Source organism: Pseudomonas sp. 3A(2025) (assembly GCF_054589175.1).
This window is the reverse complement of sequence record NZ_BAAILM010000039.1, coordinates 249,021-263,764: the sequence shown is the minus strand read 5'-3', so window position 1 is coordinate 263,764 and position 14,744 is coordinate 249,021. Positions and strand designations below refer to the sequence as shown.

General features: G+C 56.8%; 21 protein-coding genes and 1 pseudogene. 11 read left to right on the top strand and 11 right to left on the bottom strand.

Translation table 11 applies throughout. The features are described 5' to 3' along the window. Window positions 1–9: 9 nt before the first annotated feature. From ACYP2A_RS16760 to ACYP2A_RS16740, 5 genes are read right to left on the bottom strand one after another with little or no spacing between them, the layout of a single operon-like run. A complete protein-coding gene (locus tag ACYP2A_RS16760; RefSeq protein WP_459746676.1) occupies window positions 10–555 on the bottom strand; it encodes a COG4648 family protein in 546 nt (181 codons plus the stop codon). After that, window positions 552–806: an acyl carrier protein gene (locus tag ACYP2A_RS16755; protein WP_459746675.1), complete on the bottom strand. Its 255-nt coding sequence runs from the start codon at window positions 804–806 to the stop codon at window positions 552–554. Before ACYP2A_RS16755 ends, ACYP2A_RS16760 begins: the two co-directional genes overlap by 4 nt. A gap of 9 nt (window positions 807–815) precedes the next feature. Further along, window positions 816–1,076, bottom strand: a complete 261-nt coding sequence (locus ACYP2A_RS16750; protein ID WP_459746674.1) for a phosphopantetheine-binding protein — start codon at window positions 1,074–1,076, stop codon at window positions 816–818. Next, window positions 1,051–1,863 (bottom strand): lysophospholipid acyltransferase family protein, encoded by an 813-nt coding sequence (locus ACYP2A_RS16745; protein WP_459746673.1) that lies wholly within the window; start codon window positions 1,861–1,863, stop codon window positions 1,051–1,053. Before ACYP2A_RS16745 ends, ACYP2A_RS16750 begins: the two co-directional genes overlap by 26 nt. After that, window positions 1,839–2,558 (bottom strand): beta-ketoacyl synthase chain length factor, encoded by a 720-nt coding sequence (locus ACYP2A_RS16740; protein ID WP_459746672.1) that lies wholly within the window; start codon window positions 2,556–2,558, stop codon window positions 1,839–1,841. The genes ACYP2A_RS16745 and ACYP2A_RS16740 overlap by 25 nt, the downstream gene beginning before the upstream one ends. A gap of 309 nt (window positions 2,559–2,867) precedes the next feature. Here ACYP2A_RS16740 and ACYP2A_RS16735 point away from each other — a divergent pair, with 309 nt between their 5' ends. Next, window positions 2,868–3,647, top strand: a complete 780-nt coding sequence (locus ACYP2A_RS16735) for a ParA family protein (RefSeq protein ID WP_459746671.1) — start codon at window positions 2,868–2,870, stop codon at window positions 3,645–3,647. Here ACYP2A_RS16735 and ACYP2A_RS16730 read toward each other — a convergent pair whose 3' ends face one another. Next, window positions 3,648–4,043: a PAAR domain-containing protein gene (locus ACYP2A_RS16730; protein ID WP_459746670.1), complete on the bottom strand. Its 396-nt coding sequence runs from the start codon at window positions 4,041–4,043 to the stop codon at window positions 3,648–3,650. A 332-nt stretch (window positions 4,044–4,375) separates the two neighbouring features. On the opposite strand from ACYP2A_RS16730, the pseudogene ACYP2A_RS16725 reads away from it, so the two are divergent. The 6 genes and pseudogenes from ACYP2A_RS16725 to ACYP2A_RS16700 all read left to right on the top strand — a co-directional run bounded on the left by ACYP2A_RS16725 (window position 4,376) and on the right by ACYP2A_RS16700 (window position 6,866). Continuing rightward, window positions 4,376–5,518: pseudogene (locus ACYP2A_RS16725) on the top strand (colicin E3/pyocin S6 family cytotoxin). Then, on the top strand, window positions 5,515–5,739 hold the full coding sequence (locus ACYP2A_RS16720) for a hypothetical protein (protein ID WP_459746669.1): 225 nt from the start codon (window positions 5,515–5,517) through the stop codon (window positions 5,737–5,739). Before ACYP2A_RS16725 ends, ACYP2A_RS16720 begins: the two are co-directional and overlap by 4 nt. Before the next feature lie 18 nt (window positions 5,740–5,757). After that, window positions 5,758–5,973: a DUF7683 domain-containing protein gene (locus ACYP2A_RS16715; protein WP_459746668.1), complete on the top strand. Its 216-nt coding sequence runs from the start codon at window positions 5,758–5,760 to the stop codon at window positions 5,971–5,973. 23 nt (window positions 5,974–5,996) lie between these two features. Next, window positions 5,997–6,221: a DUF7683 domain-containing protein gene (locus ACYP2A_RS16710; protein WP_459746667.1), complete on the top strand. Its 225-nt coding sequence runs from the start codon at window positions 5,997–5,999 to the stop codon at window positions 6,219–6,221. Between the two features lie 76 nt (window positions 6,222–6,297). Further along, window positions 6,298–6,522, top strand: coding sequence for a hypothetical protein (locus ACYP2A_RS16705; protein ID WP_459746666.1), 225 nt, complete (start codon window positions 6,298–6,300; stop codon window positions 6,520–6,522). Window positions 6,523–6,641: 119 nt separating this feature from the next. Further along, complete coding sequence (locus ACYP2A_RS16700) at window positions 6,642–6,866, top strand: hypothetical protein (protein WP_459746665.1); 225 nt, start codon at window positions 6,642–6,644, stop codon at window positions 6,864–6,866. A gap of 81 nt (window positions 6,867–6,947) precedes the next feature. Here ACYP2A_RS16700 and ACYP2A_RS16695 read toward each other — a convergent pair whose 3' ends face one another. Beyond that, window positions 6,948–7,496, bottom strand: coding sequence for a sterol desaturase family protein (locus tag ACYP2A_RS16695; protein WP_459746664.1), 549 nt, complete (start codon window positions 7,494–7,496; stop codon window positions 6,948–6,950). Window positions 7,497–7,767: 271 nt separating this feature from the next. On the opposite strand from ACYP2A_RS16695, the gene ACYP2A_RS16690 reads away from it, so the two are divergent. Next, on the top strand, window positions 7,768–7,980 hold the full coding sequence (locus ACYP2A_RS16690) for a DUF7683 domain-containing protein (protein ID WP_459746662.1): 213 nt from the start codon (window positions 7,768–7,770) through the stop codon (window positions 7,978–7,980). A gap of 170 nt (window positions 7,981–8,150) precedes the next feature. On the opposite strand, the gene ACYP2A_RS16685 is transcribed toward ACYP2A_RS16690, so the two are convergent. Further along, on the bottom strand, window positions 8,151–8,579 hold the full coding sequence (locus ACYP2A_RS16685) for a hypothetical protein (protein ID WP_459746661.1): 429 nt from the start codon (window positions 8,577–8,579) through the stop codon (window positions 8,151–8,153). After that, window positions 8,576–8,713, bottom strand: coding sequence for a hypothetical protein (locus ACYP2A_RS16680; protein WP_459746659.1), 138 nt, complete (start codon window positions 8,711–8,713; stop codon window positions 8,576–8,578). Before ACYP2A_RS16680 ends, ACYP2A_RS16685 begins: the two co-directional genes overlap by 4 nt. 612 nt (window positions 8,714–9,325) lie before the next feature. Between ACYP2A_RS16680 and ACYP2A_RS16675 the strand changes: the two genes are divergently transcribed. Next, on the top strand, window positions 9,326–10,180 hold the full coding sequence (locus tag ACYP2A_RS16675) for a DMT family transporter (RefSeq protein WP_459746658.1): 855 nt from the start codon (window positions 9,326–9,328) through the stop codon (window positions 10,178–10,180). Between the two features lie 119 nt (window positions 10,181–10,299). On the opposite strand, the gene selO is transcribed toward ACYP2A_RS16675, so the two are convergent. Both selO and ACYP2A_RS16665 read right to left on the bottom strand, forming a co-directional pair. Then, complete coding sequence (selO, locus tag ACYP2A_RS16670; RefSeq protein ID WP_459746656.1) at window positions 10,300–11,763, bottom strand: protein adenylyltransferase SelO; 1,464 nt, start codon at window positions 11,761–11,763, stop codon at window positions 10,300–10,302. A gap of 16 nt (window positions 11,764–11,779) precedes the next feature. After that, on the bottom strand, window positions 11,780–12,445 hold the full coding sequence (locus ACYP2A_RS16665) for a GntR family transcriptional regulator (protein WP_459746655.1): 666 nt from the start codon (window positions 12,443–12,445) through the stop codon (window positions 11,780–11,782). Window positions 12,446–12,701: 256 nt separating this feature from the next. Here ACYP2A_RS16665 and ACYP2A_RS16660 point away from each other — a divergent pair, with 256 nt between their 5' ends. Both ACYP2A_RS16660 and ACYP2A_RS16655 read left to right on the top strand, forming a co-directional pair. Continuing rightward, window positions 12,702–13,934, top strand: coding sequence for an NRAMP family divalent metal transporter (locus ACYP2A_RS16660; protein ID WP_459746654.1), 1,233 nt, complete (start codon window positions 12,702–12,704; stop codon window positions 13,932–13,934). Between the two features lie 41 nt (window positions 13,935–13,975). Beyond that, complete coding sequence (locus tag ACYP2A_RS16655) at window positions 13,976–14,743, top strand: LamB/YcsF family protein (protein WP_459746653.1); 768 nt, start codon at window positions 13,976–13,978, stop codon at window positions 14,741–14,743. Window position 14,744 lies beyond the last annotated feature (1 nt).

Below are 14,744 nucleotides of genomic sequence, written 5' to 3'. Positions count from 1 at the left end.
TTCATTTTTTTATGCGCCGCCTCTGACACGCCGGCGGACAATCCATTCACCTGCGAACAGCAGGCCCATCAATCCATAGGAAATCAGCCCGGTCCACAGCGCCCACCAATGCAGCGGCGCCCACAGCGTCAGGCTGGCGGCGATCAGGCCGTTAACGAGAAAAAAACCGCACCACACCCACGTTACCTGGCGCGTGTAACGAATCGCGACCTCGGGCAAATCAGGGTCGCTGAGCCGTGCCATGCGCTCGACGATCGGCATGCCGCGTATCAGACTCGTGCCGAACAGGCACAGCATGAAGGCGCTGATCAATACCGGGTACCAACGCAACACCCTTGGGCTATCGAGCACTGCCAGCAGCAGGCAGAACGTCAGGGCCACCAGCGCCATCGCCAGGCTACCCGGACGGCGCTCGCCAGTGACGGCGCGGGCCAGCCACAGGCTGGCGAGCAGCAACGCAAATTGCCAGGGGGCGAAGTGCTCCATGCCGGCATACACGGCAAACGGATAGAGCACACCGACCAGTACCAGCAGCAGGCTGACCAGCCGCTTCATGCGGCGCTGTTGACCAGCCGGTAGACCGCTTCGACCACGTCATTGACCGTGCGTACCGACTTGAATTCGTCGGCGGCGATCTTTTTGCCGGTCTTGCGTTTGATGTGGTCGATCAGGTCGACGGCGTCGATGCTGTCGATTTCCAGGTCCTGATACAGGTTGGCGTCCAGGGTGACGCGCTCGGGTTCGATCTCGAACAGCTCGACCAGGGCGCTGCGCAGGGTTTCGAAGATGTCTTCACGGGTTTGCATGATCAGTCCTCAGGCCGGCTGTCTGGCGCTGACGAAGGCCGCGAGGCTGTCGACGCTGGTGAAGTGCGAACGGGTGTCCTTGGCCTCGGCATCGATCTTGATGCCGTAGCGTTTCTGAATGGCCAGGCCCAGCTCCAGGGCGTCGACCGAGTCCAGGCCCAGGCCTTCGCCGAACAGGATCTGGTCGTTGCCGATGTCCTGGGTGCTGATGTCTTCCAGACCCAGTGCGTCGATGATCAGTTGCTTAATGTCCCGGTGTAGATCGCTCATCTGCGGCGAGCTCCTTGATGAAATAGTCATGCAGGTAATCGTTGAGTTTGCGCGACGCCAGAGGCGCCGGGCCAAGCACGGCAAAGCGGTCGGGGTCGATGTCGGCCCCCACGGTGAGGCAAAAATGCACACGGCGTTGCGGAATGCGGTACCAGGGTTCGGCCTTGGTCAGGGTGGTGGGGCTGACCTTGATGGTCACCGGGGTAATGACCCGCGCCCCGCGCAGGGCAATGGCCGCCGCCCCGCGATGAAAGGCCGGCGCCTTGCCCGGCGTGGTGCGCGTGCCTTCGGGAAAGATGATCAGGGTCTGGCCTGATTTGAGGCCATCGACGGTCAGGTCGAGCATGTCCATGCTGCCGTCGTTGCTGACATAGCCTGCGGTGCGCACCGGGCCGCGGGTGCAGGGGTTGTCCCAGAGGCTGCGCTTGACCACGCAATTGGCGTCGCGCACCAGCCCGATCAGGAACACCACGTCGATCAGCGAGGGGTGGTTGGCAATGATCATCTGCCCCGGACGACCAAGCTTCTCGGCGCCGCGCACTTCATAGGTCAGCACGCCCATGCGCGCCATCAGACGAATGAACAACCAGAACAGCCGGCTGATGGTGCGCCGGCCACGGCGCTGATGGCTGGCCTTGTCGCCCGGCAGGCAGGCCAGCAGCGGAAAAATGATCAGGCGCAGGCACAGGCCGCCGATGCCGAACAGGGCAAAGCTGATTGCAGTGGCCAGCAAGCGCCAGTAATAGGCGTCGCGAGGCTTGTTCAGTGATTGCGTTGCCAGTTCCATAAACGCTTGTTCCACGGATGTTGGCAGGCGGATTGCCCGGTATTGAGGGTGCGCAGCAGGTTCAGCGCGTGAGGCCAGTCAGGGCCTTCGACATCCTGTGCGTCGCTGCTCAAGGTCAGTTGCCAGTCGCTGCCGGGTGTCAGCAACAGGCCGACGGCATACGGAAAAGGTACATCGTCGATCCACTGCGCGTAGGCCTGCGGCGGCTGCTCTTCGGTGACCACCAGCAGCACCGCCGGTGCGCCTTCGGCCAGCAGCGTGGCGGCTTCGAACACGCCATGCTCCAGGCCATCGCCGGCCGCTGCCAGGGCGGTCATTTCGCAGGTCGAGCCGCGCATGATCGACCACAGGCCGATGACCGCGTTATGCACTGAAAGGCTGAATTGAGTCGGTGACAGTGGCTCGTCGGCGGCCAGGTCACGAAGGATGTCGAAGGTACGAGGCGTTTCGCCGTGGCGGGAGACAAACACCAGCGGCAGATGCTCGTAGCCTTCAGCCAGTGGCCAGCCCACGGCAAACGCCATGCGTGCCATGCGCCCGAGACGTCGGCGTTGCATGGCTGGCAGAAACGAGACATCCGGGGCCTCGTCGCTGGCAGGCAGCAGCGCCGGATTCTGGCTCCACTGGTGCCAGTCATCGACGCTTGCCAGGCCAGGAGCCCAGGCACGCCATTGTGCGATGTTGAACGTGATCAAAGATTTTCTTCCCGCCCCTGCGGGCTGACTACTTCGTACCGTGAATACCGGAACGACACCGACCTTGGCGTGACTTTTGACCGAGTGCGCGCATTATCCTGATGGGGGTCATGCGTAGCAAATTTGTTACACATTATCTGTGTACCGCTTCTCTGTTTCCGACTGAAGGCGGCGTTATTGCAGCTATATGGCCATGATCACGCCCGATTTGGCGGTGTACACAAAAATGTCACATACATCGCCTAGACTCGGTAGGTTTGACTGATCAGACTGGTCCGTTCAGTTTTTACCTATCAGGGAGATCCAGACATGCGTCGCGTGGTGTTCAATCAAAAGGGCGGTGTGGGCAAGTCCAGCATCGCCTGCAATCTGGCAGCGGTCAGTGCCAACGAGGGCTATAGGACACTGCTAATCGATCTTGATTCCCAAGCCAACTCGACTCAGTACCTTACGGGGCTCACCGGCGACGATATTCCGATGGGGATCGCCGAGTTTTTCAAGAACACGCTGTCTTCAGCACCGTTCGCCCGCAAGAACCATGTCGACATCTACGAAACGCCGTACGACAACCTGCATGTGGTCACCGCCACCGCAGAACTAGCCGAATTGCAGCCCAAGCTTGAGGCCAAGCACAAGATCAACAAACTGCGCAAACTGCTCGATTCGCTGGATGAAGATTACGAGCGCATTTACATCGACACCCCGCCAGCGCTGAATTTTTATGCGGTGTCGGCCCTGATCGCGGCCAACAAGGTGTTGATTCCGTTCGACTGCGACAGCTTTTCCCGCCAGGCCCTCTACGGCCTGATCCGTGAGCTTGAAGACCTCAAGGAAGACCATAACGAGGACTTGCAGGTCGAAGGCATCATCGTCAACCAGTTCCAGCCCCGTGCCAGCCTGCCGCAGCAGATGCTCAACGAACTGATTGCCGAGGGTCTGCCGGTCTTGCCGGTGTACCTCAACGCTTCGGTCAAGATGCGCGAGTCGCACCAGGTCAACCTGCCCTTGATCCATCTGGACCCCCGGCACAAGCTGACCCAACAGTTTGTGGACTTGCACCATTATCTGGAAACCCACGCGCAAGAGTGATCAGGCAATCGGGCGGAACAGTCTTGAGTTGAACGTTCCGTCCTTGATCGACAGGGTCAATTGCCGAGCGTTTTCACGCGCGGTTTCGGCCAGGTCGTCCGGGATGGCAATGGTCGCCTCCATATCGGCCTTGAAGTTCTCCTGAGAGGCATTCACGCAATTGCTGCCTGGCTTGCAGCCACATTGCACCTGATGCCCATGCGTGGCCACGGCGACCTGCTCGTCGACCCAGGTCGGATTGCCCTGCGCGATAAACCCGACACGCTTGCACGCCGGGCACCACACTGGGTCACCCATGCGCGCCACCCGGCGCAAGTCGATCACATCCGTGGCGGAGGCGGCCAATACGAAACCGCCGGTGGTGGTGGAATCGCCTTCCCTGACTACAAATGGCATGGCACTGCTTCCTCTGTGGGTTGGAGAAGCGAATGCTAGGTTGAAATGGCCGGGTCGGGGGCGCGTTTGGGCGTTTAAGGACGATTCCTACGGAAGAATCAGACGTCGGTGCGTGTGCGGAAGAAGTTTTGGTTTGTTGGTATTTAATTGTCGATCAAGAGTCTTTCTGGATGTTTCTTTAATTCGTAAGTCTGTATAGGTGAAGTCCCCTTTAAACAGGGCGATCACTGATATTTTGATAAAAAATCACCTCGCACTTTATTACATTCCATCCATGTAGTGATGAACCTGCCTGAGTAGAGTCGCCGGCTTTGTTTTGCGGATAAATGCAGATGGCCGACGAACCGTGGGCAGGGCACCACTGCAAGGTTTGTCATGAGCAGTGGTTAAAGAAACAGCGGGAAAAGGAAATCGAGCAGGTTCGTAAAGACCAATACGTTGTTCGACCGGTCAAACCGCAGGCGCCAAAACCTCAGCCAGAGCCTGCTCCTGCGCCGGTTATCAAGATCAAGGGCTGCATATTCGCCAAGTCGTGCCTGCTGCCCGATGCGATTACCGACTATCGGGACCCCAACGGCTTTGTGCCGACCGAGAGCCTGAGGCGTTACGGCAATCATGCTTTTCTGGGCGGTCGCACGGTCAACAGTGCCGGCGTGCTGCCGCTGGAAAATATAGGTGGTGATACCCTGCCGACGGGGCTTGGCAGGTTGTCATTAGCCGGCGTCGTGACCGCCCCTGTCGCCGCAGGCATGTTGACAGGGCTTGCCGCACTGCTCTGGTCATCGAGTCTGGGCGACAGCGCCCTGTATTCCGAAGAGCAACTGCGCGCGCTCAATAGAGCCCGAACCCGGGTGCGCATCAATGTCGAGCAGCAAGCAGACGGTCGGCTAAAGGGATATGCCTTCTACACCGGCAACAACCGTGAGTGGGAGGAAGTGGATGTTGTCCGGTTTCAACCGCGCGGTGCCGAGCAAGTCGCGGAGCTGGGTGGCGGGATTGAACTGATCTGGACGCCGTCGGTAGATCCTGCCGACACGTTGGGAATACCCGCACTGGAAGCCTCGCCACAGGCACCGCATATCTGGGTTTTCCCGGCGACGCCGCAGGCTGACAACATCATCGTTAATCCGATTTATCCGCCGGAATACAAGGATTTTATTCTGGTGTTCCCGGTGGGGGCCGGGGTGGCGCCGCTTTATATTGTGCTGAGCTTGAATGGGCTGGGATATCATCCAAAGCCTGAATTTTTGCCGGCATTTCCGGACGCCACGAAAGTCAAGCCAAAAGGCTCCGTTAAAGGTGGCGGTTCATTAAGGCCACGCTGGAGGGCGTGAGACGGGACTATCTACGAATGGGATTTCCAGCATGGGGCTGTTGAAAAATATAATAAGCGTGGTAAGCATCTTGGTGAATTCAATTATGAAACAGGTACTCAAACCAAATCTGCAGATCCGAAAAGGAGAATAGAGCCATGAAGCATACGGTTGTAGGTTTTTTACCGGATGAAGATTTTCCATGTTACGAACAGATTATAAAAATTAGTGTTTCTGATCTGACGGCTCTGATGGAGTGGGAGGATGAGAGCTGGGTCGTCTATGATTATCGACTCGATGAACATAGAATCAGAAAAATTGAGCAGGCTTGTAATACTCAATTTCCAGAGGGTTTGGAGCTTTTTTTAATGACAACTGCCTGAAATAAAACTATGAGGTATGTGGCTAAAGGTGTGGTGCTAGGTGAAGATTTTGTGGTTTTTAGTCAGGATTTAAATATTTCTCTGCAGGAGCTGAAGGTGATTATGGGATGGGAAAGTGATGAGGATGCTATTTATGATTGTCAGTTAGAAACTGACCAGGCAGCGAGTATCGAAAGGGTGAGCGCATTGAGTTTTCCGAAGGGGCTTGATTATTATTTGACTTGCTATCAATAGTTTCTTTGAGGAGTTATGAGCTCATGAAGCACGCAATCAGAGGGTATGCTCCAGCAGAAGAGATTCCTTCGTTCAAGATGGATGTTTCGCTGACGGTGGCCGAGTTAAAGCCCATCATGGGGTGGGTTGAGGATGATGATTTTCTCTATGTATACAAACTGACTGGGCAGCAAGTTATGGTGATTGAAAAGGTTTGTTCGTTAGAATTTCCCAAAGATCTGGAACTTCATTTGAACTGCTATGCCTGATGGGGTTGTTCAGGAAGAGTGCTCCTTGCCTTGAGGTAACAGCAATAGCGTAGGAATAGATTTCACGGAGCTAACTATGAACCATAGGGTGATGGGCTATAAGTCTGGCGCGGATGTTGCTGTGTACAGACAGCATGTTTCGATAAAGCTAAGTGAGCTAAAGAGTATTATGGGGTGGGCGACTGATGAAGATTGTATCTATGTCTATGATTTATCGGTGAGTCAGCTTTTGGAAATTGAGAAAGCAAGTGGATTAGTTTTTCCCGATGATTTGTTTTTTCAATTGGATTGTTATGTCTAGTCTTGTCTCATAAATTGCTGCGAGAGGTGCTAAGCGGGTGAGGTCAGCAAGCGGCTGGAGAAGGTTCTGTATGAGGCCTGGGTTTAAATAAAACCGAAAATCTGTCGAGGGTTGAGCCCATGAAACATTTTGTTCGGGGTTTTCTTCCTGAAGAGAATTATTCCTGCTATGAGCAGGAAATTAAAATAACGCTGGATGACTTGAAGAAGCTTATGGACTGGGAGCATGAGTGGATGGTTGCAAATGATCATCATTTGGATGACAAACAAATCACGCGAATTGAACAGGCGTGTTCAGTCAAGATCCCTGCCGGCCTGGAGGTTTTTCTAATGACACGTGTCTGACTTCGTGGCTAAGAGCGATAATGCAGAGTCGCTCCTAAGGCACTCAGTAATAGGTTTTCAGTTTAGAGCTTCTCTACGGTTCTACCCATTGCCATGTACTGAATTATTTTCTTCCTTTACTGCCTCTTCACGCCAATACGTGCGAAATATAAAGTCCCAAAGCGGTGAAGACACACCAAAATTCTTCTCGATCCCCTTGCGGTGATGCAAATCGTGGTTGGCCACCAGTCCAGGAATGAAACGGTAGGCCCAGTGCCGTGGGCGGTGCATCACGTAGTGCAGGGAAATATAGCTGAAATAGCCCAATACCAGCCCAGCGAAAGCCGAGGTCAAGCCAGTGAACGATGCCAGCAGCAGGAGGCCTGCATAGACCGAGCTGGTCTTCCAGCTGGAAACACCAATGTAGGCGAGTACATCGACATGATGGGGCCAGTGTTCCCAGCGGTAGAGTGAATGAAACAGAAATCGATGCACTGCATATTCAAGTAGCGACCACATCAGCAAGCCAAAAAACATCTGAGCGGGCTGAAAGTTACCAATGCATAATGCGAGGAGGATGAACAGCGGTGCCGTGAAAAAATCGAGATAATAGGCGGTTCCTGACATCATCCATTTGTTCGATGTGCTCAAGAGAAAATCCTTTATTTATAGATGCTGGGGGTACGGTTGCGCGGTCAGCAAGCGGGCGTGTATCGCTTTATTCAAGACCATCGTCACGGCGGACAGCATCAAACCACTTTTGTTAATTTTGGTCTGTAGGATCTTTCTGTGGTTGTTGTAGGGAGTGTCAACAAGTGCGGAATCAGCGCTGATATAAAAATCAGGCAAGGTGGTGGGAGACCGTCAGGTACGGGATCGTAATCGTCAGTCCTAAAGGGAGAATAGAATCATAAAGCATATTATGTATGGATACAGAAGTAATGAGGACTTCCATGCCTTCAAAGCGGAGTTGCCAATTTCACTTGAGGCGCTTACCGCCATCATGGCGTGGGATGAGGTTGAGTGTTTTTGTTTTGTGTACGATGTTTCGCCTGAGCAACTCACGAGAATAGCGGAGCTCTGCCCTATAAAATTCCCCAGTGGCCTAAATTATCAGCTGAGCTCTTATCTTTGATTTTCAATGCCTGAGGCGTGCTCAGTCTTGGGCACACCACAGTGTAGGCGCGCTTGCCCGCGATTGAGTGCGAAGCGCTCACAAAAATCTGCGAAGCGTTGAAAATTTACGACTGCTACGCAGCCGGTCGCGGTGGTCCGGCATTCCGGCAAGCGCGCTTACACGTGCTCTCACATCCTCTCGGCCATCTGCTCGCGTATTTCGGCGACCGTCTTGCCTCGGGTGTCCACCCCGCTGCCCGACTCGCGTAACCAGGCAACCTCCGTCTCGGTCAGGCCAAGTGCACGCAAGCTATCGACCCATTGGCGCAGACGCTCCGGTGCGGTCTGTCTGGCATTCGGCCCTTTGGCACGCAGGCAGACTTCGCAGGTGTCGTCCGGGTGCGGCCTGGATTCCCAGGTTCCCGGACGCCGATACTCATACAAGCCGCAATTGCAGCGACACAGCCACAATGTGCCTTTGCCCGAGCGGCTTGGGCGATACCAGGCAATGGCTGTCATGGTCCCGCGCCGCTTGCCGGTGTAGTCGGGGGCGTGGTCCGGGCGGGGTGACAGGGTGGGCAGGTGATCGAATGTGGATCGCGTGTTGGAGTCGTTCATGCCTGCCTCCCTTGGGTGGCAAGACCCAAAAACAGCGGCGTGGCGACGTTGGGGTGTACGACAAAAAACAGCTCGGTGGCTTTTTTCAGGCAAGCCGGGTCCGTTGACGCCGATGCGTCATTTTTATTTTTCATGTTGATCTCCGCCGGCCTATGGCCTTGGAATACAGGTCATCCTCGCGACCATCCTGATGGAGGGTGCGATCCCTTGGTGTGGCAGGGTGAGCTGGTCAGGTTGAGGCTTTACGGCGGTGAAGTGCGGGTGTGGCGGTGTTGGTAGTGAATGTCATGGGTGTTGCTCCTTGGGTAGTGGAGCTGCCACGGTTCGCCGTCAAACGAATGAGGGTGGCAGCTGTGCGCAGGTTGACGGACCGGTTACCCAAGGAGGCCGGCAGACCCGAAGGTCTCCCACGCACAGCCGCCATAAACACAACATGCGGGCACAAAAAAAGCGCCAGCAGTCGATATGGTAGCGCTTGTGCGCCTCAGGTAATTCAGGCCGTCAAACCCGATCGCCATGTGGGCGACGGACGAAAGATACCGGGCATTTAGCACGCGTGCAACCGCCGATATCGACCGCTCAGCAGTAATGATTAATGACCATCATTTTATTTTCTTATTTGTAGGAATAGTCTGAAAAAACACTAAGAAACATCTCGTTTCTGCTCTAGTGACTGGAAGAGCTCCTACAAATAATCCACTGTCGTCCTCCCGCCATCCAGTAGAAAACTTGTCATGGACATATTAATGGGCTTTGTCGCTGCGTTATTTTGGGGCGGCACAGACTTCCTTGTGGGATTGAACGCCAGGGCCGTGGGTGTCAAACGAGCCGTTTTTTTTGGTCAGGCGTTAGGCTTCATTCTGATGAGTGCGCTACTGCTCATCTACCCGGCCTATCTCGTAAAGTCGATATCCGCACCTGTACAAGACTGGATGTTGGGATGCATAGCAGCGATATTCACGGTCGCCGGAGCGCTGGCGCTGTCAAAGGCTTTCGCTTTGGGCAAGGCCGCTATTGTTGCGCCACTTGTAACGTCTTACGGTGTATTCACAACGATATTGGCGTGGGCGAGTGGCGACATCATTGTTTTCACTCAGTTTGCCGGTATCGCCGTTTGCGTGATTGGCGTTTTACTGACGAGTGCACATGACAGTGCCGAGGGTGAAGACAAACGCAAGAACAAAGCATCTATTATTTATGGATTACTCGCCGCCATCCTGTATGGCGCAAGCTTCTGGATTCAAGGTAAATATACGCTGCCGTCGTTAGGTCCGATTACCATGCTGTGGTTGGGGTACGCGGTAGGCGTGCTCATCCTGTTTTTCCTGGTGTTGAAAGTCGACTCAGGTTTGAAATTACCCTCCGCCAAAAGTTTTGGCACACTGACCAGTGCAAGCTTGTTGAACCTTGGTGGCTTTTCGGCGTTCTCGTTTGGTGCCACTAACGGTTCTGTTTCTGTGGTAACCGTCATCAGTACCTTGTCGGGAGGCATTGCCGCTGTATTGGGCTATCTTTTCTTCAAAGAGCGACTGCTAACCATTCAGGTGGTTGGTATATTTCTGGTGTTGGTTGGGGCGATTGTTCTTCACCTGTTTCACTGAGTCCTTAAAAGGAGGCGTGCTCAGTCTTGGGCGCACCACTGTCGTAGGAGCGGATTTATCCGCGAAGCAGACGGCACCGTTCGCGGCTAAAGCCACTCCTACGTGGACCGAGATTATCTCTACGAAGAACAACTGATCTCCAGATGCTTGCCCCAATCCGGCGGCCGTCTCGCATACTCCTCCATCCCCGCCTGCTCGTTGAACGGATTGCTCAACACCCGGTGCAAGCGCCGCACTTCTTCATAATCGCCCTGTTCCGCCGCTTGAATAGCGTTCTGCGCCAGGTAATTGCGCAGCACATACAGCGGATTGACCGCATGCATACGCGCCCGCCGTTCCTGCTCGGTCCCGTCATCCTGACGGGCAATGCGCGCAAGATACCGCTCACCCCACGCATCAAAACCCTTGAGGTCAATAAAGTCGTCGCGCACGCGGCGTATGGCATCGGCGGCTGGCTGGTCGCCCAGCATGCGGAAGAACAGGTGATAGTCGACGCCGCCGGTTTGCATCAGTTGCAGTAGCTGGCTGACCAGTTGCGCATCGTCGTCTTCGGCGTTGGTCAGGCCCAGGCGGCGGCGCATCAGGTCGTCGTAGTGGGCCTGGTACAGCGGCAAAAACAGGCCGATGGCTTCGCGCAGGGCTTCGACGCTGATGAATGGCGTCAGTGCCTGCGCCAGCGCGCTGAGGTTCCACTGGGCGATCGGCACCTGATTGCTATAGGAATAGCGGCCTTCGTGGTCGGAGTGGTTGCAGATGAAGTTCTGGTCGAAGTCGTCGAGAAAGGCGAACGGGCCGAAATCGAAGGTGATGCCCAGGATCGACATGTTGTCGGTGTTCATCACGCCATGGCAGAAGCCATAGGCCTGCCATTTGGCAATCAGTTCGGCATTGCGCTCGACGATCTCGGTGAACATCGCCAGCCACGGCTCGGGCTGTTGCAGGCACTGCGGGTAGTGGTTGGCCAGCACGTACTCGCCCAGCGCTTTCAACTGCTCGGGCTGTTGGGTGTAGTAGAAATACTCGAAGCTGCCAAAGCGCACATGGCTCTGCGCCAGACGCAGCACCATCGCTGCGCGCTCCTGCTTTTCGCGCCACACCGGGGTGCTGGAGCCGATCACGCAGGCCGCCCGGCTGGTGGGGATGCCCAGTGCATGCAGGGCTTCGGAGGCCAGAAACTCGCGGATCGATGAGCGCAGCACGGCGCGGCCGTCGCCCATGCGCGAATACGGCGTTTGCCCGGCGCCCTTGAGGTGCAGGTCCCAGACCTCACCGGCGTCGTTACGCACCTCGCCCAGCAGCACGCCGCGGCCGTCACCGAGGCGTGGTGTGTAACCGCCGAACTGGTGGCCGGAATAGACCATGGCCCGTGGGTCGGCTTCGGCCCAGAGTTTATGGCCGCTGAACACCTCGACGAACAACGGCTGTTCGGCCTGGCTCGGGTCCAGATCGAGCAGTGCCAGGGCCGATTCACTGGCCACGACCAGGCGCGGCTCGTCGATGGGCTCGGGCAATACCGAGGTGGAAAACGCATCGCCCAGGCGGGCAAAGCGGTTGTCGAAATCGAGTTCGTCGAGGGCGTTCAAAAGAGGCGGCCTCCAGTTAGCGGTTCAGGCTGCGTTCGAAGGCGGCCAGCACGGTGCGTTCCGATTGCACAAGGTAGGTCTCGAGCATGGCAGTGGCTTCGCTTGGCCGGCCGTCTTCGAGGGTATGCAGAATCGCGGCATTCATATCGACATAGGGCGAATGCAGGAATTCCGGGTTTTTCAGCAGGCCGAAGGCCAGGCGCAGTTCAGCGGAGATCTGTTCGTAAAACGTCACCAGCCTCGAACTGTCGGCCAGTTCGACGATGCCCCGGTGAAAACGCATGTTGGCCGTGCCCAGGCCGATCCAGTCCTTTTCCTCGCGGGCACGCAGGCCCGCTTCGACCGCTTCACGCATGTGCAGCACGCCAGGATGTTGCGGGTAACCCTGGCCAATGGCTTTGCATTCGATAAAGCGCCGCACGCGGTAGATATCGATGATCGACGCCATATCGGGTACCGCGACGCTCACGCCGCGATTGGGTTCGTGCTTGAGCAGGCCTTCCTGGGTCAGCACCCGGAACGCTTCTCTCAAGGTGTTACGCGAAATCTGCAGACTTTCGGCCAGCGCGGCTTCGGACAGGCGTTGACCCGGCACCAGTTGGCCTTCGACCAGCATTCTGCGCATTTCCTGGGTGATGGATTCTCCAAGTGTTCGGGGCACTGGAGGAGAAGCGTCGTTCATTACGGGATCCAGAAATAAGAAAAGCCGCGCCGATATTCCATGAGCGCTTCATCAGTAGCAAGGACAAAGGCCCCAGCCTGCTTCATTAAGTAGCATGGCTGAGTTGAAGGGTAACAATTTGGTGCAAATCATAAGGCTATTCACACTGGATTGTTCAACAATAAATCCTTTGTTTTTCTACAGTTTGATGATGATAATTGGCCATTGGCATGCTCATTGCTCAGGCAAGTGACCTCTCATCGTTAGGAATGCGGCCGTGACACAGACCACCAGTGAGTTCACAAAGGCGCGGCGATCTTCTTTGATCGCTGCGATGTTCATGATGGCCACCTCGGCCATTGGCCCAGGCTTTCTGACCCAGACAGCCACCTTCACCGCGACCCTTGGCGCGGCGTTCGCGTTCGGTATCCTGGCGTCGATCCTTATCGACTTTGTCGTGCAGTTGAACGTCTGGCGCATCGTCACCCTGACCCGCATGCGCGCCTCGGACCTGGCCAACGCGGCGATTCCGGGCAGTGGTTATCTGTTGGCGGTGCTGGTGATCGCCGGCGGGCTGGTGTTCAGCCTGGGTAACATTGCCGGCGCCGGTCTTGGCCTGAATGCCCTGACCGGTCTGGACCCGATGTGGGGCGGTGCACTAAGCGCGCTGCTGGCCATCGGTATCTTCTCGTCGCACCGTGCCGGTGTGGCGATGGACCGGATCATGATCGTGCTGGGGGTTCTGAAGATTTCCCTGATCATGTTCGCCGCCTTCGCCTCCCATCCACCGTTGGGTGAGGCGCTGCGTCAGTCGGTGTGGCCTGACTTCATCGACTTTGCCTCTATCACCACCATTGTCGGCGGCACCGTCGGCGGCTACATCACCTATGCCGGCGCCCACCGCCTGCTCGACCGTGGCACCGTCGGGGTCGAGAACATCGACGCCGTCACCAAGGCGGCCCTCAGCGGTATTCTGGTCACCGGCATTGCCCGCTATGTATTGTTCCTGGCGATTCTGGGGGTGGTTGCCAGTGGTGTGGTCATTGACGTGTCGGGCAAGGGCGCCAACCCTGCCGGTCAGGCCTTCGGTGCGGCTGCCGGTCAGTTCGGCATGATGATGTTCGGCCTGGTGTTGTGGGCTGCCGGTATCAGCAGCATGATCGGCGCGTCCTACACCTCGATGTCGTTCATTACCGTGTTCTCGAAAAAGATCACCGAGCGGGCGCGTAACCTCGCCACTGTCGGCTTTATTGTCATCGCCCTGATCGCCTACCTGATTCTGGGCAAGCCGCCAGCGGCACTGCTGGTGTTCGCCGGTGGCTTCAACGGCCTGATCCTGCCGCTGGGCCTGAGTATCTTCATGTACGTGGGCTGGCGCCGGTCCGACCTCATGGACGGCTACCATTACCCGCGCTGGCTGCTGATCCTGGGCGTGCTGACCTGCCTGTTGTCGTGGTACATGGCGTTCAAATCGGCGCGTGCCATCTTTGCCTTCATCGGCGCCGCCTGAGGGCGCCCTGATCTTAAACAGATTCAAACGGAGACCTGACTATGCGTGCCATCGACCTCAACAGTGACCTGGGCGAAAGCTTCGGCGCCTGGAGCATGGGCGACGATACGGCGATTCTCGAAGTCGTCAGCAGTGCCAACGTCGCCTGCGGCTTTCATGCCGGCGACCCGGCCGGCATCCTGCGCACCCTCAAGGCGGCGGCCGCCCGTGGCGTGGCCATCGGTGCCCATGTGTCTTACCCGGACCTGGTCGGCTTCGGCCGGCGCAACATGGACATTCCGGCCGAGCAGTTGACCGCCGATGTGATCTACCAGATCGGCGCCCTGCAAGGGCTGGCACGCAGCGTCGGGGCTCAGGTGAGTTACGTAAAACCTCACGGTGCCCTGTACAACACCATTGCCGGCGACCCGAAACAGGCCGCCGCGGTCATCGACGCGCTGCTGCGTCTGGACCCGGCGCTCAAGCTGGTGTGCCTGGCCAACTCGCCATTGCTCGGCTGGGCCCGTGAAGCCGGCTTGTCGTGCGTGGCCGAGGCGTTCGCCGACCGTGCTTACACCCACTCAGGCACGCTGGTGTCGCGCTCGCTGCCCGGTGCGGTGCTGCACGATGCCGAACTGATTGCTCAGCGCATGTTGCGCCTGGTCAGCGAGGGCGTGATCGAGTCGATAGATGGAAAAGTCATTGCCTTGCAGGCCGACTCGATTTGCGTGCATGGCGACAGCCCCGGTGCCGTCACCATCGCCCGCAGCCTTAAAGACGGCCTGCACGCGGCTGGCGTGAAGATTCATGCCTTTACCCAGCCCCTATAGG